The organism is Aeromicrobium jepli, assembly GCF_047246605.1.
In the GTDB taxonomy this organism is placed as follows: Bacteria; Actinomycetota; Actinomycetes; order Propionibacteriales; family Nocardioidaceae; genus Aeromicrobium.
Genome location: NZ_JBFOKO010000008.1, coordinates 134,996 through 155,126, shown reverse-complemented (window position 1 = coordinate 155,126; position 20,131 = coordinate 134,996). Strand labels below are relative to the sequence as shown.

The following is a 20,131-nucleotide window of genomic DNA, read 5'->3' as shown; positions in this document are numbered from 1 at the left end:
CGACGGCGATTCGCCCGAGGGACTTGTGGACAACCTGTCAGACATGTGACTGTTGTTACATAACGTGACGTTTGTGACCTAGCCCGTCCACTCCCCGGGCTCAGGGCCGGACTCACGGGGGTGTCTGCACCCGCAAGGCGCGCATGTCTTCCCCCGATCGTGCGCGTCGGTGCCGCGTCGGAGGGCCCGACCCCAATGGGCTCTCCGGGGCGGCTCCTTTCGTTCGGTCAGTCGCGGCCCAGGCCCGCCTCGCGCGCCTTGATGATCGCCTCGGCGCGGTCGGCCGCGTGCAGCTTGGCGTAGATCGACGACACCGCGTTGCGCACCGTCTTGTTCGAGACGTACAGCTCGGCCGCGATCGCGTCGTTGCTGCGTCCGGCGGCCAGCAGGTCGAGGACGGCTCGCTCGCGCTCGGACAGGTCGGGGAACGGGTGCTCGGTGCGCTGGGCCCGGCCCGCGAACAGGCCGGCGACCCGCGCCGCGACCGACGCGCCGAACACCATCCCGCCCCCGGCCGTCGCCACGATCGCGCGATGGACCTCGGCCGCGTCGGCGCCCTTGAGCAGGTAGCCCGACGCCCCGGCGCGCAGGGCGCTCACGATCGTGTCGTCGTCCTCGTTCATCGTCAGCATCAGCACCCGCACGCCCGGGTGCCGGCCGGTGATGTGGCGCGTCGCCTCGATCCCGTCCAGCACGGGCATCTGGATGTCCATGACCACGACGTCCGGCGGATCGGCCTCGACCACGTGGATCGCCTCGCGGCCGTCCCCGGCCGTGCCGAGCACCTCCATGCCGCCGAGGGCGCGCAGCAGCGCGACCAGCCCGTCCCGCACGATCTGGTGGTCGTCCACCACGACCACGCGCACCGACTCACTCATGACCGGCCCTCCCGTGCAGCGGCAGTCGTGCCGTGACCGTCGTGCCGCCTTCGGGCGGGCAGCGCAGGTCGATCGTGCCGCCCAGCTCGGCTGCCCGCTCCCGCAACGAGACCAGGCCGACGCCCGACCGGGCCTCGGCGGGGATGCCGATGCCGTCGTCGGCGATCTCCAGCACCAGGGTGTCCGCCTCGCTCGTGAGCGAGACCGAGCACGTCCGCGCTCGCGCGTGCCGGCGCGTGTTGTTCATCGCCTCGGCGGCGATCCGGAACGCGGCGACCTCGACGGCGGCGGGGAGGCTCCCGTCGAGGTCGGAGCGGACCCGGATCGTCGGTCCCGTATCGGAGTGCTCGGCCAGCTGCGTGAGGGCGCCGACGAGGCCACGGTCATCGAGCGCCGGCGGCCGCAGGTCGTGCACGAGGCGGCGGACGTCCTTGATGATCTCCTGCACGACCTCGCGCGTCTCGGTCAGCTGCACGTCGGCCGACTCCGGGTCCGTCCCGATCGTGAGCCGGGCGGACTCGAGCCGGAAGACGACGGCGGACAGCGAGGGGCCGAGGCCGTCGTGCAGGTCGCGGCGGATGCGGCGGCGCTCCTCCTCGCGGGCCAGCACGAGGCGCTCGCGGCTGCGCTGCAGCTCGTCGCTGAGCTGGCTCGCGCGGATCGCGCCGGCGGCCTGCCGCACGAGGTCGGCCAGCACGATCTCGTCGCGGGCGGTCAGCTGGTTCCGCACGCCGTGGGCGGGCAGCGTGATGCGGCCGATCGTGGTGGAGCGGTACGTGACGGGGAACGAGCGGACCTCGGCCGGGCGCGTGCCGCGGGACGCGACCAGGCGCTCGCCCGCGGACCGGTCGACCTCGACCTGCACCCAGGAGAGCCCGAAGGCCGCTGCGACGGCCTCGGCGACGGCGCCCAGCTGGGCCCCGTCGTCGTCCGTGCGCTCCAGCGTGGAGGCGAGGCTCGCCACCACGTCGTACGGGTCGCGACGCTCGCCGAGGACCAGCTGGCGCACCCACGCCTCGATCCGCAGGCGCAGCGGCCCGTAGAGGATCGCGGCCAGCAGCAGCACCAGCACCACGACCTGGCGCTGGCCGAACGCGTCGCCGAGGGTCGCCGACAGCAGGGCCAGGACGAGGATGTCCACGAGCACGATGACGACCGTGATCCCGCCGTAGACGAGGGTGCGGACGAGCAGGTTCTCGACGGACACGACGTCCGGGCGGACGATCGCGATGGTCATCGCGAGGGGGCCGACCAGCAGCGCCGCGCCGAGGAAGACGTTGTTGAGGATCGTGACGTCGACGAGCATGCTCGTCGCGATCAGCAGGACCATCGCGAGGACCGCCCACGCGAGCCAGCGCATCTGCTCGCGCTCGCGGTCCCGCGAGGCGCGGTACCGCGCGACGACGGTGAGCAGCGCGAGCACGAAGCCGGCGACGCCCAGGACCCACGCCAGCGCGTGCACCTCGTCGGCGACCGGCGCGAGCGTCCCGATCGAGGTCGGGTCGGTGCTGGCGCCCGGGGCGGCCGCGGCGACCTCGCGGTCGATCTCGGGATGCGTGCTCGGGACGACGACGAACAGCACCAGTCCGGCGGCCATGAGCCCGAGGCTCGTCCAGCCGGCGCGGCGGGCGCGGCCGCGCGGGAGTCCCTCGGGGAAGATCAGCAGGATGGCCGCGGCGGCGAGCGGCAGGACGGCCGTGAAGCGGAACAGGAACCACAGGACGGCGGTCAGGCCCGGCAGGGCCTCATGCCCGTCGACCGCGAGCCGCACGTACGACTGCGCCAGCCCGTCGAGCACCCACAGCAGGCCGAGCGTCATCATCGCGCAGCCCAGCGGGTGCCGGCGTCGATGCCACAGGACGACGGTGCCCAGGGCGAGCTGCGGCAGGCCCATCGCCGCGTACGTCCAGCCGGGCTCGGCCGCCCAGTCCGGCATCGGGGTGCGCCCGACGCGCAGGTCCAGCAGGACGGCCGCCGTGAACAGCGCGAGGCCGGCGCCGAGCGCGGTGAGCGCCCCGACGGGCACGCGCGAGGTCCTCATGCGTAGATCATGGCGGCGGTTCGCCTCCTGCGGGAGGGAACCGCCGCCATGGCGCTCGAGAAGCTCGGTCACCGCGTGCGGCGGTCGCCGACGGCCAGGCCGAAGCCGACCAGGACGAGCATGACGGCTCCGGTCCACGCCGACATGTACTGCAGCGGGACGATGGTCAGCAGCAGGGAGAGCGTGCCGAGCACGAGGCCCGCGATGCCGATCCAGCCGCGGACGGCGCCGGCCCGCTTCGCCGCGAACAGGGCCCAGCCGGTCAGGCCGGTCAGTGACCAGACCCACGGCACGGTGCCGATCCAGTGGTTGTAGAAGGCCGCGGACTCGGGCAGCACCATGTCGCTCTCCGTCACGGCGAAGACGAACTCGGTGTTGAGCGCGGTGCCCATGAGCACGACGATCGCGGTGCCCAGGACACCGAAGGCGGCGATGCCCGGCACGAGGCTGTCGGCGCCCAGCGCACCGCGCAGGCGACGGAAGAGGCCGACGCCGAACGGCACGAGGGCCAGGGCGGTCAGCGTCGCGACGACGTGGAACGCGATGAGCTGCGCAACCTTGTCGTCCATGCGCTCGATGACGATGGCCGGGTCGTCGACGACGCCCTTGCGGTACACGGCGTCGACCATGCCGCTGAGGATCGTGGTGGCGAAGCCCGCGACGCCGGCGAAGACGCCCGCGAGGGCCCAGGCGCGTCCGGGGCGGGGTGCGGCCTCGTCGGCCAGGTCGTCGCGGACGCGCTGCTCGGTCGTGATCTGCGTGCTCATGGTGTTCCTTCCGGGGAGTCGTTGATGACTCCACCGTGGAAGGCGCGCCGTCCCGGGGGACAGGGACAACCCGGCACGGTTCGCGGGACGTGGTGCCCCCGAGAGGATTCGAACCTCCGACACACGGTTTAGGAAACCGTTGCTCTATCCCCTGAGCTACGGGGGCGGCACCGGGACATCTTCCCACGGCGTGCCGCCCGGCGCGTGCACGTGGGGGTGCTGTGACGCAGGCGACCTGCGAGCCGGGGACCGCCGGCCGGTGCCGCCGTAGACTCGTCGGGTGCGGATCCTGCTGACCGGCGCCAACGGCGTCATGGGGCGAGCCACGATCCCGGCCCTGCAGAGCGCGGGGCACGAGGTCGTCGGGCTCGTGCGGTCGCCGTCCGCCGCGCGCGTCGTGCAGTCCGCCGGCGCCACCGCGGTCCACGGCGACGTGCTGGACCGCGCCTCCCTGCTGAACGCGATGCGCGGCTGCGACGCCGTGGTCAACTTCGCCACGCACGTCCCGGTCGGCGTCCGCGCGATGCTGCCCGGCTCGCTCAGCCGGATCAACCGCATCCGCACCGTGGGTGCGGGCGTCGTGGCCGACGCGGCGATCGAGTCCGGCATCGGCGTGATGATCCAGCAGAGCCTGAGCTTCATCTACGTCGACCGCGGCGACGAGTGGATCGACGAGACCACCCCGATCGACGTCACGCTCGTCACCGAGCCGCTCGCCGTCGCCGAGTCCCACGCCCAGCGCGTCGAGGAGGCCGGGGGAGTGGCCGTCCGGCTGCGCTACGGGCTCATCGCCGGCAACGACCGGAACTCGCAGTTCCTGGTGCGCCGCGCCGCCCGGCGCCGGCCCGTCGGCCTCGGCGACCCGGACTCGTGGATGCACGTCATCCACCCCGACGACATCGGCACCTCCGCGCTCGCGGCCCTCGACGCGCCCAGCGGGTCCTACAACGTCGGTGCGGAGCCGCTCAAGCGGCGCGACTACGCCGACGCGATCGCGACCGCCGCCGGGTTCAGTGACGGCCGCTTCTTCCGGAGCTGGGTCTTCGGCGTCACTGCCGACAAGCTCGAGATGCTCGCCAGGTCGCAGCGCGTGACCTCGCAGCTGTTCACCGACCGCACGGGCTGGAAGCCGTCCCACCCCGTCCTGACGCCGGAGTGGTTCCGTGCCTGATCACGAGACGCCCGAGGAGGCCGCGAAGCGCCGGCGGCGCGAGCGCGCCGCACGCCTGCTGGGCGACCTCATGCCCGGCACCACCCGCGACGAGACCGCCGAGGGGTGGGGCGAGCGCGAGGGCACGTCCCGCGACGACGAGCTGCGTCGCGACGTGCCCCCGCACCACGGCGGGGACTGACTCAGGGCAGCGGCGGCGTGCTGCCGGGCCCGCGCTGGGCGGCATCGCCACCGAGCAGGTCGCGGATCTCGCGCAGCAGCAGGACGTCCTCGGTCGGGCCGGCGGGCTCCTCCTCCTGGCCCTGGGCGAGGCGCTCCATGAGCTTCTTCCACGGCACGACGAAGATGAGGTAGACGACCGCCGCGGTGATGACGAACGTGATGATCGCGTTGATGATGGCGGCGATGTCGACCGTCGTGGCCGCGTTCTTCTCGATGATCCGGAACGACAGCCCGTCGACGCTGGCGCCGCCGAAGGAGTTGATGATCGGCTCGATGAGCGAGGCCGTTAACGTGCTGACGAGTGCGGTGAACGCGGTGCCGATGACGACCGCGACGGCGAGGTCGACGATGTTGCCGCGGAACAGGAAGTCCTTGAAGCCCTTGAGCATGGCCACTCCTCGGTGATGACGAACGGTACGGACCGAGCCTAGAGCGGGCGCGCCCTCACTGGCGAGCGACCACCACCGCGGCGAGGCGTGAGGTCATCGACGCCCGCGCGACCGTCGTCGCGGTCCGCGGGGCGGTCGCGACGCCGAGCACGGCGGTCTCGCGCTCGGGGTCGGCGCGCACGGTCATCACCTCGACCGCCTCGGCCACCGTGTCCGCGGCGCCGTCCTCGCCGACGGCGACGAGGTCGACGGCGTCGCCGGGCCGCAGCAGCTCGGCCGTTCCGGGGGACACCTCGACGACGGACAGCACGCGGCCCGCGCCGACGTCACGCGGGTCGACCACGCGGCGGTCGGTGAACACCTCGCCGGCGCGCATGGGGCCCGCCACGGCGCGCCCCTCGACGTCCGAGGCGGTCACGAGCCCCGCGGGCACGGCGGACCGGGGGACCCGGCGCGTGCCCAGGTCGGCGGCGTCGACCGTGGCGCCGCCGGAGAGGTCGCGCGCCGCCACGAGGACCTCACGGGTGTCGGGGGCGCGCGTGACGGCCGTGATCGCCGCCCACACGGCGAGGCCGGTCAGCAGGGCCGCGAGCACGCGACGATGGGCCAGGACGAGGCGAACGACCGATTCCATGCCGTGAGGCTAGGCACGATCGCGGGCGTGGACGCGCTCGTCCACAGGCCGGTGTCAGGCGGCGCCGGACCCCGAGGAGCCGGAGCTCGAGGAGGACGACGACGAGGAGCCGGACGAGGAGGACGACGAGGTCGACGACGAGCGGCTGTCGGTGCGGTAGAAGCCCGATCCCTTGAACACGACGCCAGCGGCACCGAAGACCTTGCGGAGGTCACCGCCACAGGCGGGGCAGGTCGTCAGCGCGGCGTCGGAGAAACTCTGCTTGATCTCGAGCTCTTCGCCACAGTCGGCGCATCGGTACTGGTACGTGGGCACGACCGCAAGGATACCGTCAGGTTCCACGGCTAAAGTGAGACCTCCACACCTTCCTACCCGAGGACCCACCCACCGTGACCGAATGGCTATTGCTGTTCACGTCGTTCCTGCTCATGCTCGCCTGCGGTGTCTTCGTCGCGGCCGAGTTCTCCTTCGTCACCGTCGATCGCGCCACGATCGAGCGCGAGGCCGCGGGCGGTGATAGCGGGGCCCAGGGCACGCTCAAGGCCCTGCGCACGCTCTCCACGCAGCTCAGCGGCGCCCAGCTCGGCATCACGATCACGAACCTGGCGATCGGCTTCCTGGCCGAGCCCGCCATCGGCCGCCTGCTCCACGATCCGCTCACCGCCGCCGGACTGTCCGGTGCCGGGCTCAGCGCCGCGTCCTACGCGATCGCGCTGCTGCTCAGCACGATCGTCACGATGCTCGTCGGCGAGCTGATCCCCAAGAACCTCGCGCTGTCGCTGCCGCGCCAGACGGCCGCCTTCACGCAGACGATGCAGCGCGCCTTCACGCACGCGATGGCGTGGCCGATCCGCGGCCTCAACGCCATGGCCAACCGGACGCTCGAGGCGCTCGGCGTCGAGCCCCAGGAGGAGCTGCGCTCCGCCCGCTCCCCGCTGGAGCTGCAGTCCCTCGTGCTGCGCTCGGCCCAGGAGGGCGCGATCGACGATGAGACCGCCGAGCTGGTGGCCCGCAGCATCGCGTTCGGCAACCGCACGGCCGCCGACGTGCGCACGCCGCGCGTGCGCGTGCACTTCCTCGAGGAGCGCGACACGGCGCTCGACCTCATCGAGGCGGCCCGGCAGACCGGCCACTCGAAGTTCCCGGTGATCGGCCGCTCGGCCGACGACGTCATCGGCGTCGTGCACGTCAAGCAGGCCGTCGCGGTCGAGCCCGACCGGCGCCGCTCGGTCCGCCTGAGCGAGATCGCCGAGGCGGCCGCCACCGTCCCGGACACGCTCGAGCTCGACCCGCTGCTGGTCCAGCTGCGCGACCTCAACAACCAGATGGCGATCGTCGTCGACGAGTACGGCGGCACCGACGGCGTCGTGACCCTGGAGGACCTCGTCGAGGAGATCGTGGGCGACATCGCCGACGAGCACGACCGGCTCTCCGACCGCAGCCGCCACCGCCGCGACGGCACGTGGTCCCTCTCGGGCCTGCTGCGTCCCGACGAGGTCTTCGAGCAGACGGGCGTCCAGCTGCCCGAGAGCGAGGACTACGAGACGATCGCCGGCCTCGTGCTCGAGCGGCTCGGCCGCCTCGCCGTGCGCGACGACGTCGTCACGCTCGAGGTCGACTCGACCCCCGAGAACGACGAGGACGACGCCCGCCCGCTGACCGTCCACCTCACGGTGGAGCGGCTCGAGGGCCGCCGCATCGACCGGATCGCGATGACCACCGAGGACGTCGCGACCGACGAGGAGGCGGACCGATGAGCGGATGGCCCGCACTCCTGCTGACCCTCGTCCTGCTGCTGCTCAACGCCCTGTTCGTGGCGGCCGAGTTCGCCCTGATCTCGGCGCGCCGCACGCAGCTCGAGCCAGCGGCCCAGGCCGGCCGGCGCAGCGCCAAGCTCGCGCTCAAGGCGATGGAGAACGTCACGCTGGCGATGGCGGCCGCGCAGCTGGGCATCACGATCTGCTCGCTCGGCCTGGGCGCCATCAGCGAGCCCGCGATCGCGCACCTGCTGGAGCCGGTCTTCGAGTACCTCGGCGTGCCGCACGGCTTCGTCCACCCGATCTCGTTCGCGATCGCGCTGACGTTCGTGGTGTTCCTGCACGTCGTCTACGGCGAGATGGTGCCGAAGAACATCGCGCTCGCGGCGCCCGACCGGGCCGCGCTCGTCCTCGGCCCGTTCATGCTCGGCGTCATCGCGGTCCTCAAGCCGCTCGTGGTCTCGCTCAACTGGATCGCCAACACGGCCGTCCGGGTGGTGGGCATCGAGCCCAAGGACGAGGTCGCCTCGGCGTTCACGCACGACGAGGTCGCCGGGCTGGTCGAGGAGTCGCGCCGCGAGGGCCTGCTCGACGACGACGAGTACGGCCTCGTGACCGGTGCGCTGGACTTCCACGACGGCACCGTCGCGCAGGTGCTGCTGCCGCGCGACGGCCTCGTGACGATCGCGCCGGGCGCCACCCCGCTCGACGTCGAGGAGGCGTGCGCCCAGACCGGCTACTCGCGCTTCCCGGTCGCCGACGCGGACGGCGAGCTGACGGGCTACCTGCACATCAAGGACGTGCTGGAGACCGACGACGCCAACCGCGTGCGCCCCATCGCCGACAAGTGGCTGCGGCCCCTGGCGACGGTCGGCGCGGCGAGCGGCCTGTACGACGCGCTGCGCACGATGCAGGCCCGCGGCTCGCACATGGCCCGCGTGGCCGACGAGACCGGCACCGTCATCGGCGTCGTCATGCTCGAGGACGTCCTCGAGGAGCTCGTCGGCGAGATCCGCGAGCAGGTCTGACCCTCCCCACCCCGCTGAGTTGCACGTTCGGCCCGCGACACGCCGTCGACACCGGGCCGAACGTGCAACTCAGCGGGGCCGTGGGAGGGCGGGACGGGCGGCACTAGACTCGTGCCGTGGCCCCCGAGACTCCTGAGCACGTTGCCGAGACCCACCACGACACGGTCATCGTCGTCGACTTCGGTGCGCAGTACGCGCAGCTGATCGCGCGTCGTGTCCGCGAGGCCAAGGTCTTCTCCGAGATCATGCCGCACACCGCGACCAGCGAGGAGATCCTCGCCAAGAACCCCAAGGCCGTGATCCTGTCCGGCGGCCCGTCCTCGGTCTACGAGCACGGCGCGCCCCAGCTGCCGGTCGGCCTGGTCGACTCCGGCACCGCCGTGTTCGGCATCTGCTACGGCTTCATGGCGATGGCCAAGGCGCTCGGCGGCGAGGTCGCCCGCACGGGCCAGCGCGAGTACGGCCGCACGAAGGTCTCGGTCCTGGAGCCGGGCACGCTGCTCAAGGGCCTGCCCGAGACGCTCGTGTCCTGGATGTCGCACGGCGACGAGGTCGTCAAGGAGCCCGAGGGCTTCACGCTCACGGCCAAGAGCGACCGGGCCACGGTCGCCGCGTTCGAGCACACCGAGCGGGGCCTCGCGGGCGTGCAGTGGCACCCCGAGGTCATGCACTCCGAGTTCGGCCAGAAGATCCTCGAGCACTTCCTGTTCGACATCGCCGGCTGCTCGCCCACGTGGACCAGCGCCAACATCGTCGAGGAGCAGGTCGAGCTCATCCGCCAGCAGGTGGGCGACGCGCGCGTCATCTCGGCGCTGTCCGGCGGTGTCGACTCGGCCGTCTCCACGGCGCTCGTGCAGAAGGCCATCGGCGACCAGCTGACGGCCGTCTTCGTCGACCACGGCCTGCTGCGCGAGGGGGAGGCCGAGCAGGTGCGCCAGGACTACGTCGCCGCGACGGGCGTCGACCTCAAGGTGGTCGACGCGCAGGACCAGTTCCTGGGCTTCCTCGAGGGCGTCACCGACCCCGAGACCAAGCGCAAGATCATCGGCCGCGAGTTCATCCGCACGTTCGAGGCCGCCGAGCGCGAGATCGTCGCGACGCCCGGCCCGCCGGTGCGGTTCCTCGTGCAGGGCACCCTGTACCCGGACGTCGTCGAGTCCGGCGGCGGCGAGGGCGCGGCCAACATCAAGAGCCACCACAACGTCGGCGGCCTGCCCGAGGACCTCGAGTTCAGCCTCATCGAGCCGCTGCGCACGCTGTTCAAGGACGAGGTCCGCGAGGTCGGCCGCCAGCTCGGCATCCCCGAGGCGATCGTCAGCCGCCACCCGTTCCCGGGCCCGGGCCTGGCGATCCGCATCGTCGGCGCCGTCTCGCGCGAGCGGCTCGAGATCCTGCGCAAGGCCGACGCGATCGTCCGCCAGGAGACCACGGCCGCCGGCCTGGACTCGCAGATCTGGCAGTTCCCCGTCGTGCTGCTCGCGGACGTGCGCTCGGTCGGCGTCCAGGGCGACGGCCGCACGTACGGTCACCCGATCGTGCTGCGCCCCGTCTCCAGCGAGGACGCCATGACGGCCGACTGGAGCCGCCTGCCGCACGACCTGCTCGAGCGGATCTCCACGCGCATCACGAACGAGGTCGACGAGGTCAACCGCGTCGTCCTCGACGTCACCAGCAAGCCGCCGGGAACGATCGAGTGGGAGTGATCAGCGCCCGCTGATCACTGGGCGGCGTAGTAGGCGTCCTTGACGTCCTGCGCCACGCGGCCGCGCTCGGACACCTCGAGGCCGTTCTTGCGCGCCCACTCGCGGATCGCGGCGAGGTCCTCGGTGCCCTTGCGCGCGCTGGGACCGGAGCCGCCACCGGTGCGGCGCGACGTGCGGTACACGCGCGTCGCGTTGTCGGTGTACTCCGCGAGCGTCTTGCGCAGCGTGTCGGCGTTCTTGTCCGAGAGGTAGACGTCCCATTCCTTGCCGTCGTAGGCGAGTCGGAAGGGCTGCGTTCCCTCCGGGAGCGGCTCGCCGTCGAAATCGTCGGTGATTTCAGTGATGGTCTTGGTCTGGATTCCCATGTCGACACCTTATTGCCGCGGGCCGCGGGGGTGGACGACATTCCCCGCGTCGCGGCGGTCCGGTCGCCGGCGCGCGAGGGTCGTCGGGGCCGGTGGTTAGGCTGGTCGGGTGAATTGGCACGTCGCGCGTCCCGTCCTGCTCGTGGTGGCGATCGTGGCGACGCTCGGGGCGTTCGGGTGGTCGCTGCTGTCGTCGGGAGACTCCGACGACCAGGCCGCCCCCGACCCCACGCCCACCCCCAGCGAGTCGGTGCTGACCTCCGACCCGCGCCTCGAGGCGCCCGCGCCGGCGCCCACCACCGAGCCCACGACGGCCCCCACGGTGAAGGCCTGCGAGGACGAGGACACCAAGTTCAACGCCGACGGCACGCAGGGCGACAGCCTGCTGCCCGACTGCGGCCAGACCCCGGTCACGAAGCAGCAGGAGCAGGAGGAGGGCCTGTCGCTCGCGTGCGGCGGCGACTACCCGGTCATCCTCTACAAGTCGACCACGTCGGGCGCGAAGACCTCGATCTGCGGCAAGGACGCCGTGGGCGACCGCTTCCGCGTCGTCGTGAAGCCGGCCGGGCAGGACACGCTCGACCTCGCCGGTCAGTACGACTGGCGCCGCGACGCCTACGTCGCCAGGCACGAGGGCGTCCGCTACGAGCTGCACGCCGTGGACGGATCGCTGCACGTGACGCGAAACGGCTCCACCCAGGTGCAGGAGTCGAAGGACTGGATCTCCCTGGACAACGAGACCGACGACCTCTGACCGGGCGGTGGTGGCGGTCGGATCGGTCTGCGCTAGTTTCGAGGCAGACACCCCACACAAGGAGCACATCGATCGTGAGCACCTCTCCTGTCAAGGTGGCCGTCACCGGCGCCGCCGGCCAGATCGGCTACAGCCTTCTCTTCCGTCTCGCCAGCGGCTCGCTGCTGGGCCCGGACACCCCGATCCAGCTGCGGCTGCTCGAGATCACGCCCGCGCTGAAGGCGCTCGAGGGCGTCGTGATGGAGCTCGACGACTGCGCGTTCCCCACGCTGGACTCGGTCGAGATCGGTGACGACCCGAACCACATCTTCGACGGCGCGAACCTCGCCCTGCTCGTCGGCGCCCGCCCGCGCACGAAGGGCATGGAGCGCGGCGACCTGCTCGAGGCCAACGGTGCGATCTTCACCGCGCAGGGCAAGGCCCTCAACGAGGTCGCGGCCGACGACATCCGCATCGGCGTCACCGGCAACCCGGCCAACACCAACGCCCTCATCGCGATGAAGAACGCCCCGGACATCCCGGCCGAGCGCTTCTCCGCGCTGACGCGCCTGGACCACAACCGCGCGATCAGCCAGCTGGCCGCCAAGACCGGCGCCAAGGTCGCGGACATCTCCAAGATGACGATCTGGGGCAACCACTCGGCCACCCAGTACCCCGACGTCTTCCACGCCGAGATCGCCGGCCGCAACGCCGCCGAGGTCGTGAACGACCAGGCCTGGATCGAGAACGACTTCATCCCCACCGTCGCCAAGCGCGGCGCGGCGATCATCGAGGCTCGTGGCGCGTCCAGCGCCGCCTCCGCCGCCTCGGCCACGATCGACGCGGCCCGCGACTGGCTGCGCGGCTCGGCCGAGAACGACTGGGTCTCGATGGCCGTGGCCTCCGACGGCTCCTACGGCGTGCCCGAGGGCCTCATCAGCTCGTTCCCCGTCACCACCAAGAACGGTGACTGGGAGATCGTCCAGGGCCTGGAGATCGACGAGTTCAGCCGCGCCAAGATCGACGCCAGCGTCGCGGAGCTCGCCGAAGAGCGCGACGCGGTCACGCAGCTCGGCCTCATCTGAGCCACCCCGTCACGCAACAGGGCCGCCCCTCGGGGCGGCCCTGTTGTCGTCGGTGGCGATGGTTTCGACACGCCGGCTCGCGCCACTCAACCACCGGAGCCCGGTGATCGCGTGCCGGCGAGCGCAGCGAGAAGGTATGTCGACATCACGACGGGACGACGAGCGCCAGCACCACGAGCGAGACGCCCAGGAAGCCCATCCACACCACGTCGAACAGCTTGCCGCGCACGCGCAGCATGCCGGTGTGGTCGAGCGGGATGACGGTGCGGGCGGCGGCCGCGGCGATGAAGGACGCGCCGATCAGCACGACCCCGGCCCGCCACGGGCCCGTGCCGATCAGCACGAGCCCCGCGGCGACCGCCAGCAGGTGCAGCAGGTAGATCCGTGAGCCGTGGCTGCGGGGGAGCTTCACCCCGCGTCCCCGGCGGACAGCTCGGAGAAGTCGACGACGTTGCTCAGCAGCATGGCGCGGGTCATCGGGCCGACGCCGCCGGGGTTGGGCGTGACCCAGCCGGCGGTCTCCCACACGTCCGGGGCGAGGTCGCCGACGATCTTGCCGTTCTCGTCGCGGCTGACGCCGACGTCGAGCAGGGCGGCGCCGGGCTTGACCATGTCGCCCGTGATGATGCCGGGGACGCCCGCGGCGGCGATGACGATGTCGGCGCGGCGGACCTCGGCGGCGAGGTCCTGCGTGCCGGTGTGGCACAGCGTGACGGTGGCGTTCTCGCTGCGGCGCGTCAGCAGCAGGCCCATCGGGCGGCCGACCGTGATGCCGCGGCCGACGACGACGGCGTGCTTGCCGGCGATCTCGACGTCGTGGCGGCGCAGCAGCTCGAGGATGCCGCGCGGCGTGCACGGCAGGGGAGCGGGCTTGCCCAGGACGAGCCAGCCGAGGTTGGTCGGGTGCAGGCCGTCGGCGTCCTTCGCGGGGTCGATCCGGCCGATGACGGCGTTCTCGTCGAGGCCCTTCGGCAGCGGCAGCTGCACGATGTAGAGCGTGCAGGCGGGGTCGTCGTTGAGCTGGTCCACGGCGGCCTCGACCTCGGCCTGCGTGGCGTCGGCGGGCAGGTCGATGCGAATGGACTCGATGCCGATGTCGGCGCAGTCCTTGTGCTTGGCTCCGACGTACCACTGGCTGGCGGGATCGTCCCCGACGAGGATCGTCCCGAGGCCGGGCATGATCCCGCGGGCACGCAGCGCGTCGACGCGCTCGCGCAGCTCGGACTTGATGGTGGCGGCGACGGCCTTGCCGTCGAGGGTCTGGGCGGTCACGGGTCCGAGTCTTTCACGTGCGGGCCGTGCGCCGTGCGCCGCCGTGGAACCCCGGGCGGCGCGCTGGGCCCGCGGCCTAGACTGCGGGGCATGCCGCCCCGCGCTCAACTGTCACAGGAGCGCAGCCGCCAGCGCCGCGAGGCGCTGCTGCGAGCTGCCGTGGACCTGTTCGTCGAGGGCGGGTCGCGAGCGGTGACGCACCGCGCCGTCGCGGCCGCCGCCGGCCTGCCCGCCGCCACGACGACGTACTACTTCGAGACGATCGACGACCTCCTGCGCGAGGCGCTGCACCACCACATCGAGCAGTGGATCGCCACGATGGAGGGCTACACCGTCACCGACCCCTCGGCCGTCATGGCGGTCGCCGCCCGTGACTCGGCCGACCAGGTGGTCGCCGCCGTGTTCGCGCAGCGCCCGCCCGAGACGGCCCTGCGCGAGCTGCAGGTGATCCTGGGCGCCGCGCGTGACCCCCAGCTGCGTCCCGCGGCGGTGAAGGCGCTGTCCGCCTCGATGGACGTGCTGTCCTCGCTGCTCGCGCACGCCGGCGTCGAGGAGCCGCAGGGGCTCGCCGAGGACTTCATGGCGGTCATCGCGGGCGTCGCCCTGCGCCGGTCCGCGGGCGTGCACAGCGACGCCGACGAGGCGGCCGCCATGCTCCGCGCCCTGCGCGGCCTGCTGGTGGCCCACCTCGTCGGCGAGGACGTCGCCCGCGACGCGCTGCTGCGCTTCCGCGAGGGCGTCAGTGGAAGAAGTGACGGGTCCCGGTGACGTACATCGTCACGCCGGCGGCCTGAGCCGCCGCGATCGTCTCGTCGTCGCGCACCGAGCCGCCGGGCTGCACGATCGCCGCGACCCCCGCGTCGATGAGGATCTGCGGGCCGTCCGAGAACGGGAAGAAGGCGTCCGAGGCGGCCACGGCGCCGCGGGCCCGCTCCTCGCCGGCCCGCTCCACCGCGAGGCGGCACGAGTCGACGCGGTTGACCTGGCCCATGCCCACGCCCACCGAGGCGCCGTCCTTGGCCAGCAGGATCGCGTTGGACTTCACGGCCTTGCAGGCGCGCCACGCGAACACGAGGTCCGCGAACGTGGCCTCGTCGGCGGCCTCGCCGGCCACGAGCGTCCACGTGGTCGGGTCGTCGCCCTCGGCGTCGACGCGGTCGCGCTGCTGCAGCAGGACGCCGCCGCTGATGGCGCGGAACTCGATGGGCGACTCGTCGGTCGGGGCGGGGCAGCGCAGGATGCGGATGTTCTTCTTGCCCTGCAGGATCTCGACGGCGCCGTCCTCGTAGTCGGGCGCGACGATGACCTCGGTGAAGACCTCGGCGACCTGGCGGGCCATCTCGGCGCTCACGGGGCGGTTGGCCGCGATGACGCCGCCGAAGGCCGAGACCGGGTCGCACGCGTGGGCGCGGGCGTGCGCCTGGGCGATGTCGTCGCCGACGGCGATGCCGCACGGGTTGGCGTGCTTGATGATCGCGACGGCGGCGTCCTCGTGCGCGAACGCGGCGCGGCGCGCCGCCTCGGTGTCGAGGTAGTTGTTGTAGGACATCTCCTTGCCGTGCAGCTGCTCGGCCTCGGCGAGGCCGCCCGTGCCCGACGTGTAGAGCGCGGCCGGCTGGTGCGGGTTCTCGCCGTAGCGCAGCACCGCCGAGCGGTCCCACGTGGCGCCCGCGAACGCCGGGAACCGCTCGTCGTCGGCGGGCGCGTACACCGAGGAGAACCACGAGGCGACGGCCACGTCGTACGCGGCCGTGTGCGCGAAGGCCTGGGCCGCGAGGCGCTTGCGCTGCTCGAGCGTGAAGCCGCCCTGCGCCACGGCCTCCGCGACCTCGCCGTAGGCGGTGGGGGAGACGACGACCGCGACGCTGGGGTGGTTCTTCGCCGCGGCGCGCACCATCGAGGGCCCGCCGATGTCGATCTGCTCGACGACCTCGTCGGGCGAGGCGCCCGAGGCGACCGTCTCGCGGAACGGGTAGAGGTTCACCACGACGAGGTCGAAGGGCTCGACCTCGAGCTCCTCGAGCTGGCGCTGGTGCTCGGGCAGGCGCAGGTCCGCCAGGATGCCCGCGTGCACGCGCGGGTGCAGGGTCTTGACGCGGCCGTCGAGGCACTCGGGGAAGCCGGTGACCTCCTCGACGGGCGTGACGGGGACACCGGCCGCCTCGATCGCCTTGGCGGTCGAGCCCGTCGACACGATCGCGACGCCGGCGGCGTGCAGCGCCTGCGCGAGCTCGGGCAGCCCGGTCTTGTCGTAGACCGAGACGAGGGCGCGGCGGATGGGACGGGTCTGGCTCATGACTGATCCTTCGGCTGGAAACGGATGCGGCGACCGTCGATCGTGAAGTCCTCGCGGGCCATCTTCCCGACCCACTCGACGAGCATGGCGCGCTCGCTGGTCTTGATGCGCTCGTGCAGGGCCTCGACGTCGTCGTCGTCCTCGACCGGGACGGCGACCTGCGCGACGATCGGGCCGGTGTCGACGCCCGCGTCGACCACGAACAAGGTGGCGCCGGTGATGCGGACGCCGTACTCGAGGGCGTCCTGCGGGCCGCGCATGCCCGGGAACGAGGGCGACAGCGCCGGGTGCGTGTTGACCGTCCGGCCGCCGAAGCGAGCCAGGAACGCCGGACCGGCGAGCTTCATGAACCCGGCCAGCACCACGAGGTCGGGCCGGTGGGCCTCGACGGCGCGGGTGAGGGCCTCGTCCCACGCGGCGCGGTCGGGGTGGTCGCCGACGCGCTCGACGAACGTGGGGATGCCGCGGCGCTCGGCGCGGCGCAGGCCCTCGATGTCGTGCCGGTCGGCGCCGACGGCGACGACCTGCGCCCCGTAGGCGGGGTCGGCCGCGGCGTCGATGAGGGCCTGGAGATTGGTCCCCGACCCCGACACGAGCACCACGAGGCGGGCGGGCTCAGGACGCGGAGCGGTCACGACCAGAACGATAGTGGGCGCCGATCGCGCCGAGGGCGCCGCCCGTGGCCAGCAGCGGCACCGCGACGAGCAGCGCCTGCCACGCGGGCGGGCCGGCGGACTGCAGCAGTCCCGGCCCCAGGGCCCCGTGGGCCGTCTCGACGAGCACGCCCACGACGAGGCCCGCGACGCCGCCGGCCGCGGCTCCGTCGCCCGCGACCCGGCCCCACGTGCGCTGCTCGTCGGCGCCGCGCGCGTACGCGATCAGTCCGGCGACGACGCCCGCGGCGGCCGGCAGCAGCATGAACACGATCGTCCAGCCGCCGAAGGGGCCGGGATCGGGCAGCGCCGCCAGCGGCGGGAAGCCCGGCACGGCGCCCAAGGCGCTGCCGGTGAGGTCGACCGAGGTGTCGGCGCCCAGCGTGAAGCCCGGGCCCAGCACGACGGCGGTGGTCCACAGCACGAGGGTGGGGAACGCCAGCAGGCACAGCAGGCCCAGGAGCGCCGGTCCGCCGGGATCGAGCGTGGCCCACAGGTCCGAGGCCCGCTCGAGGTGCAGCGCCAGCAGGACGAGGGTGAGCACGGTCGCGCCGCCCAGGAGCAGCGTCACGCCGCTCGCGGCGCCGTCGGCCACGGGCGTCCAGCGCCGGGACAGGCCCAGCCAGGCGATGCGCGACCGTCGGGAGGCGCCCCACGCCGCGCCCAGCCCCACGACGACGAACGCGCCGAACGCCGCGCGGACGAACGACGTGCCGTGGCTGCTGGTGGACGTCAGGGCCGAGCACAGCGCCGCGAGCACGCCCGCCACGCCGCCCGCCATCGCGCCGAACGCGCCGGGGTCGGGGACGGGGGAGCGCAGCGTCAGCCGGGTCAGCACGAGCACGATCGCGACGACGACGAACGTCGCGCCGATCGGGACGACGTCGATGTGCGTCTCGCCCGTGCGCAGGGTCGCGCCGACGGCCACGAGCCACGTGCGCACGGCCGTGCGGACGGTCTCGAGGGTGGAGCCGGCGACCCCGCTGGAGCCGACGGCGACGGCCGCGACGAGGACGCTGATGACCGCCGAGCCGACGGCGGTGATGATCGCCGGGCGCCACTGATCGGCAGCACGGGACTCGGGCATCTCACCATCCAAGCGGTAGTGTGGCGAGGATTCTGACAGCACACGCCGGGGCGGAGCCTAGGAGGGCAGCACGATGACGCGGGTCGACGAGTTCGACGCCTTCTACGCCTCCACGCAGCGCGTGATCCTGGTCACGACGTACGCCAAGTGCGGGGACCGGGACGTCGCGCGGGACGCCACGATCGACGCCTACCGCCACGCCTGGCGACAGTGGGCGCGGGTCTCGGACGACCCGATGCCGTTCGTGCGCGCGGAGGCCTGGAAGGGCACGGCGCTCAGCCGTGGCGCCCACCCATGGCGCAAGCGGCGGGAGCACCAGACCGACCAGCAGCTGCTGGACCAGCTGGCCGAGCTCGACCAGCCGACGCGCCGCCTGCTGAGCCTGCTGACGATCGCCGACATCGACCTCGACGCCGCGGCCACCGAGGTGGGCGTCGACGACGAGACCGCCCTGGAGCTCGCCTCGCGCGGCTTCGCCCGCCTCGAGGAGGGCCTGCGCGGCACGATCGACGAGGTCGTCGAGCGCATGCGCGCCCTCGCGGTCATCACGGCCGGGCTCGACCTGCCCAGCGCCTCCGAGATCCGCCGGTCCGCCACGCGCGGCGCGCGCCGCAACACCGTCGTCCTCGTCGCCCTCGCGCTCGTGCTGGTGATGTTCGGCGGCGCGTTCGTCTCGAACGGCGACGCGATGGCCCGCCAGGACACGCTGCCCGACCGCGAGAAAATCGGCGCCGAGTCCCGCGACATCGTCCTCGACTCGCACAGTATCGGCACGGACGACCTCCTCTCCGTGGGCGAGGTCGCCGCACTGCGGCCCACCGGGAAGTGGAGCGTCGAGGGCACCGACACGGACCCGGCGAACACGACGCCCTACGCGACGTGCCCCACGCGCCGGTTCGCCGACCCCGACCCCATCAAGGTCTTCGTCCGGGCCTACACGTCCACCGTCCAGGATCGTGTCGCGCAGTCCATCGAGGTCTCCCGGTCCCAGGAGGCCTCCGAGGCCGCGTTCGCCCGCCTCGTCTCCTTCTACGCCGGCTGCGAGCACCCCCGCACGCGCCTGGTGGACGCGTACCGCGTGGAGCGGCCCTTCGGCGACTTCCAGATCCTGCGCCTGCAGTCCTACCGCTCGCCGGCGCGCTTCATCACGGTCGGCCTCGCGCAGTCCGGCACGCTCACCAGCACGCTCGTGCACGAGTCCCCCGGCACGAAGCGCACGGACGTCAAGCAGTTCGCGCGCGTGCTGAACGAGTCCGTCAGCCGCGTGTGCGCCGAGTCCGGCGGCGACTGCACGAAGCGGTTCGCCGTGACGGCCGCGGTGCCGCCCGCGCACCTGAAGTCCCCGGGCTACCTCGGCGTCGTCGACCTGCCGCCGGTCGCGTCGATCGACAGCGTCTGGAGCGCCAGCGAGCCGATCGCGGTGAAGGACCAGAACCCGACCGCCACGATCTGCGACGACGCCTCGTTCCGCGGCAAGCAGTTCGTCAGCGCGGGCGCCCGCGTGTTCGCGATCCCCGAGGCCAAGCAGCTGCCCGAGCAGTTCGCCCTCACCCAGACCACCGCGCGCATGCGCAGCGATCGCGTCGCCAAGAAGTACGTGGACGCGCTCGTCGAGCGGGTCCGCGAGTGCCCCGACGGCGACCTGCCGGCGCGCGTCGAGGAGGAGAAGAAGCTCAAGGGCAGCGGCTACACCGCCACGTCCTGGCGCATCGGCCTCGAGGTCGGCAAGGACGAGGTCGTCTGGTACCGGATGGGCCTCGCCCGCAACGGCTCGGCCGTCACCCAGGTGCTGTTCCCGCCGGCCGGCAAGTACACGATCTCCGCCGGCGAGTTCCGCGCCGTGCTGGCCCGCGCGGGGGAGCGGCTCACCAACCTGCCTCAGTGACAGTTTCCCCGGTTAAGCAGGTTCTCCTCTCTCAACGAGGTTTCCTGTCACTGAAGGTGGTTCGCAAACCTCGTCAAGTGACAGTTCTCCCGCTTAACCGGGGAAACTGTCACCCCCCAACGACGACGCCCCCGCGAGCCGGAGCTCGCGGGGGCGTCGTGCTGA

21 protein-coding genes and 1 tRNA gene are annotated in these 20,131 nt (G+C 72.6%); 9 read left to right on the top strand and 13 right to left on the bottom strand.

What is annotated here, in order from left to right:
* Positions 1–227: 227 nt before the first annotated feature.
* The 4 genes from AB3M81_RS15135 to AB3M81_RS15120 form a co-directional block, all read right to left on the bottom strand.
* Positions 228–878 (bottom strand): response regulator transcription factor, encoded by a 651-nt coding sequence (locus AB3M81_RS15135; RefSeq protein ID WP_412904752.1) that lies wholly within the window; start codon positions 876–878, stop codon positions 228–230.
* A complete protein-coding gene (locus tag AB3M81_RS15130) occupies positions 871–2,919 on the bottom strand; it encodes a sensor histidine kinase (RefSeq protein ID WP_412904751.1) in 2,049 nt (682 codons plus the stop codon). Before AB3M81_RS15130 ends, AB3M81_RS15135 begins: the two co-directional genes overlap by 8 nt.
* Before the next feature lie 68 nt (positions 2,920–2,987).
* Positions 2,988–3,686: a hypothetical protein gene (locus tag AB3M81_RS15125; RefSeq protein ID WP_412904750.1), complete on the bottom strand. Its 699-nt coding sequence runs from the start codon at positions 3,684–3,686 to the stop codon at positions 2,988–2,990.
* A gap of 90 nt (positions 3,687–3,776) precedes the next feature.
* Positions 3,777–3,852: transfer RNA gene (locus tag AB3M81_RS15120), tRNA-Arg, on the bottom strand.
* A gap of 114 nt (positions 3,853–3,966) precedes the next feature.
* On the opposite strand from AB3M81_RS15120, the gene AB3M81_RS15115 reads away from it, so the two are divergent.
* Together AB3M81_RS15115 and AB3M81_RS15110 are read left to right on the top strand one after the other, a co-directional pair.
* The gene (locus AB3M81_RS15115) at positions 3,967–4,857 is read left to right on the top strand and encodes an NAD-dependent epimerase/dehydratase family protein (RefSeq protein ID WP_412904749.1); all 891 of its coding nucleotides are present in this window, start codon (positions 3,967–3,969) and stop codon (positions 4,855–4,857) included.
* Entirely contained in the window at positions 4,850–5,038 is a 189-nt protein-coding gene (locus tag AB3M81_RS15110; RefSeq protein ID WP_412904748.1) for a hypothetical protein, read from the top strand. Before AB3M81_RS15115 ends, AB3M81_RS15110 begins: the two co-directional genes overlap by 8 nt.
* 1 nt (position 5,039) lies before the next feature.
* Here AB3M81_RS15110 and mscL read toward each other — a convergent pair whose 3' ends face one another.
* Genes mscL through AB3M81_RS15095 form a run of 3 tightly spaced genes read right to left on the bottom strand, consistent with a single transcriptional unit; the run spans position 5,040 to position 6,417 of the window.
* Positions 5,040–5,468 (bottom strand): large conductance mechanosensitive channel protein MscL, encoded by a 429-nt coding sequence (gene mscL, locus AB3M81_RS15105; protein ID WP_412904747.1) that lies wholly within the window; start codon positions 5,466–5,468, stop codon positions 5,040–5,042.
* Between the two features lie 55 nt (positions 5,469–5,523).
* Positions 5,524–6,102 (bottom strand): SAF domain-containing protein, encoded by a 579-nt coding sequence (locus tag AB3M81_RS15100; RefSeq protein WP_412904746.1) that lies wholly within the window; start codon positions 6,100–6,102, stop codon positions 5,524–5,526.
* A gap of 54 nt (positions 6,103–6,156) precedes the next feature.
* Complete coding sequence (locus tag AB3M81_RS15095) at positions 6,157–6,417, bottom strand: FmdB family zinc ribbon protein (RefSeq protein ID WP_412904745.1); 261 nt, start codon at positions 6,415–6,417, stop codon at positions 6,157–6,159.
* 74 nt (positions 6,418–6,491) lie between these two features.
* Between AB3M81_RS15095 and AB3M81_RS15090 the strand changes: the two genes are divergently transcribed.
* From AB3M81_RS15090 to guaA, 3 genes are all read left to right on the top strand, one after another.
* Positions 6,492–7,859 (top strand): hemolysin family protein, encoded by a 1,368-nt coding sequence (locus AB3M81_RS15090; protein ID WP_412904744.1) that lies wholly within the window; start codon positions 6,492–6,494, stop codon positions 7,857–7,859.
* Positions 7,856–8,887 carry a hemolysin family protein gene (locus tag AB3M81_RS15085; protein WP_412904743.1) on the top strand — a complete coding sequence of 344 codons (1,032 nt, stop codon included), beginning with the start codon at positions 7,856–7,858 and terminating at the stop codon, positions 8,885–8,887. Before AB3M81_RS15090 ends, AB3M81_RS15085 begins: the two co-directional genes overlap by 4 nt.
* A 116-nt stretch (positions 8,888–9,003) precedes the next feature.
* Positions 9,004–10,590, top strand: a complete 1,587-nt coding sequence (gene guaA, locus AB3M81_RS15080) for a glutamine-hydrolyzing GMP synthase (RefSeq protein WP_412904742.1) — start codon at positions 9,004–9,006, stop codon at positions 10,588–10,590.
* A gap of 14 nt (positions 10,591–10,604) precedes the next feature.
* Here guaA and AB3M81_RS15075 read toward each other — a convergent pair whose 3' ends face one another.
* The gene (locus AB3M81_RS15075) at positions 10,605–10,955 is read right to left on the bottom strand and encodes a histone-like nucleoid-structuring protein Lsr2 (RefSeq protein WP_412904741.1); all 351 of its coding nucleotides are present in this window, start codon (positions 10,953–10,955) and stop codon (positions 10,605–10,607) included.
* A gap of 109 nt (positions 10,956–11,064) precedes the next feature.
* Here AB3M81_RS15075 and AB3M81_RS15070 point away from each other — a divergent pair, with 109 nt between their 5' ends.
* Positions 11,065–11,709 carry a hypothetical protein gene (locus tag AB3M81_RS15070; protein WP_412904740.1) on the top strand — a complete coding sequence of 215 codons (645 nt, stop codon included), beginning with the start codon at positions 11,065–11,067 and terminating at the stop codon, positions 11,707–11,709.
* A 74-nt stretch (positions 11,710–11,783) separates the two neighbouring features.
* On the top strand, positions 11,784–12,773 hold the full coding sequence (locus AB3M81_RS15065) for a malate dehydrogenase (RefSeq protein WP_412904739.1): 990 nt from the start codon (positions 11,784–11,786) through the stop codon (positions 12,771–12,773).
* Between the two features lie 145 nt (positions 12,774–12,918).
* Here AB3M81_RS15065 and AB3M81_RS15060 read toward each other — a convergent pair whose 3' ends face one another.
* Entirely contained in the window at positions 12,919–13,185 is a 267-nt protein-coding gene (locus tag AB3M81_RS15060; RefSeq protein WP_412904738.1) for a DUF3017 domain-containing protein, read from the bottom strand.
* Positions 13,182–14,045 carry a bifunctional methylenetetrahydrofolate dehydrogenase/methenyltetrahydrofolate cyclohydrolase gene (locus tag AB3M81_RS15055; RefSeq protein ID WP_412904737.1) on the bottom strand — a complete coding sequence of 288 codons (864 nt, stop codon included), beginning with the start codon at positions 14,043–14,045 and terminating at the stop codon, positions 13,182–13,184. The genes AB3M81_RS15060 and AB3M81_RS15055 overlap by 4 nt, the downstream gene beginning before the upstream one ends.
* Before the next feature lie 90 nt (positions 14,046–14,135).
* Between AB3M81_RS15055 and AB3M81_RS15050 the strand changes: the two genes are divergently transcribed.
* Positions 14,136–14,813, top strand: coding sequence for a TetR/AcrR family transcriptional regulator (locus AB3M81_RS15050; RefSeq protein ID WP_412904736.1), 678 nt, complete (start codon positions 14,136–14,138; stop codon positions 14,811–14,813).
* Here the strand turns inward: AB3M81_RS15050 and purH are convergent.
* The 3 genes from purH to AB3M81_RS15035 are packed head-to-tail and all read right to left on the bottom strand — an operon-like array spanning position 14,785 to position 18,081.
* Positions 14,785–16,341 (bottom strand): bifunctional phosphoribosylaminoimidazolecarboxamide formyltransferase/IMP cyclohydrolase, encoded by a 1,557-nt coding sequence (gene purH / locus AB3M81_RS15045; RefSeq protein WP_412904735.1) that lies wholly within the window; start codon positions 16,339–16,341, stop codon positions 14,785–14,787. The two genes, AB3M81_RS15050 and purH, sit on opposite strands and share 29 nt — an antisense overlap.
* The gene (gene purN, locus AB3M81_RS15040; protein WP_412904734.1) at positions 16,338–16,976 is read right to left on the bottom strand and encodes a phosphoribosylglycinamide formyltransferase; all 639 of its coding nucleotides are present in this window, start codon (positions 16,974–16,976) and stop codon (positions 16,338–16,340) included. The genes purH and purN overlap by 4 nt, the downstream gene beginning before the upstream one ends.
* Positions 16,957–18,081, bottom strand: a complete 1,125-nt coding sequence (locus AB3M81_RS15035) for a cell division protein PerM (RefSeq protein ID WP_412904733.1) — start codon at positions 18,079–18,081, stop codon at positions 16,957–16,959. The genes purN and AB3M81_RS15035 overlap by 20 nt, the downstream gene beginning before the upstream one ends.
* 73 nt (positions 18,082–18,154) lie before the next feature.
* Here AB3M81_RS15035 and AB3M81_RS15030 point away from each other — a divergent pair, with 73 nt between their 5' ends.
* On the top strand, positions 18,155–19,966 hold the full coding sequence (locus tag AB3M81_RS15030; RefSeq protein WP_412904732.1) for a SigE family RNA polymerase sigma factor: 1,812 nt from the start codon (positions 18,155–18,157) through the stop codon (positions 19,964–19,966).
* The last annotated feature ends 165 nt before the right edge of the window (positions 19,967–20,131 follow it).

What these genes read in the sequence shown, in the direction of transcription:
- AB3M81_RS15130 (WP_412904751.1), bottom strand. Translation starts at nt 2,919, where the DNA reads ATGAGGACCTCGCGCGTGCCCGTCGGGGCGCTCACCGCGCTCGGCGCC.
- mscL (WP_412904747.1), bottom strand. Translation starts at nt 5,468, where the DNA reads ATGCTCAAGGGCTTCAAGGACTTCCTGTTCCGCGGCAACATCGTCGAC.
- AB3M81_RS15075 (WP_412904741.1), bottom strand. Translation starts at nt 10,955, where the DNA reads ATGGGAATCCAGACCAAGACCATCACTGAAATCACCGACGATTTCGAC.
- AB3M81_RS15085 (WP_412904743.1), top strand. Translation starts at nt 7,856, where the DNA reads ATGAGCGGATGGCCCGCACTCCTGCTGACCCTCGTCCTGCTGCTGCTC.
- AB3M81_RS15035 (WP_412904733.1), bottom strand. Translation starts at nt 18,081, where the DNA reads ATGCCCGAGTCCCGTGCTGCCGATCAGTGGCGCCCGGCGATCATCACC.
- AB3M81_RS15050 (WP_412904736.1), top strand. Translation starts at nt 14,136, where the DNA reads ATGCCGCCCCGCGCTCAACTGTCACAGGAGCGCAGCCGCCAGCGCCGC.
- AB3M81_RS15100 (WP_412904746.1), bottom strand. Translation starts at nt 6,102, where the DNA reads ATGGAATCGGTCGTTCGCCTCGTCCTGGCCCATCGTCGCGTGCTCGCG.
- purH (WP_412904735.1), bottom strand. Translation starts at nt 16,341, where the DNA reads ATGAGCCAGACCCGTCCCATCCGCCGCGCCCTCGTCTCGGTCTACGAC.
- AB3M81_RS15125 (WP_412904750.1), bottom strand. Translation starts at nt 3,686, where the DNA reads ATGAGCACGCAGATCACGACCGAGCAGCGCGTCCGCGACGACCTGGCC.
- AB3M81_RS15135 (WP_412904752.1), bottom strand. Translation starts at nt 878, where the DNA reads ATGAGTGAGTCGGTGCGCGTGGTCGTGGTGGACGACCACCAGATCGTG.
- AB3M81_RS15030 (WP_412904732.1), top strand. Translation starts at nt 18,155, where the DNA reads ATGACGCGGGTCGACGAGTTCGACGCCTTCTACGCCTCCACGCAGCGC.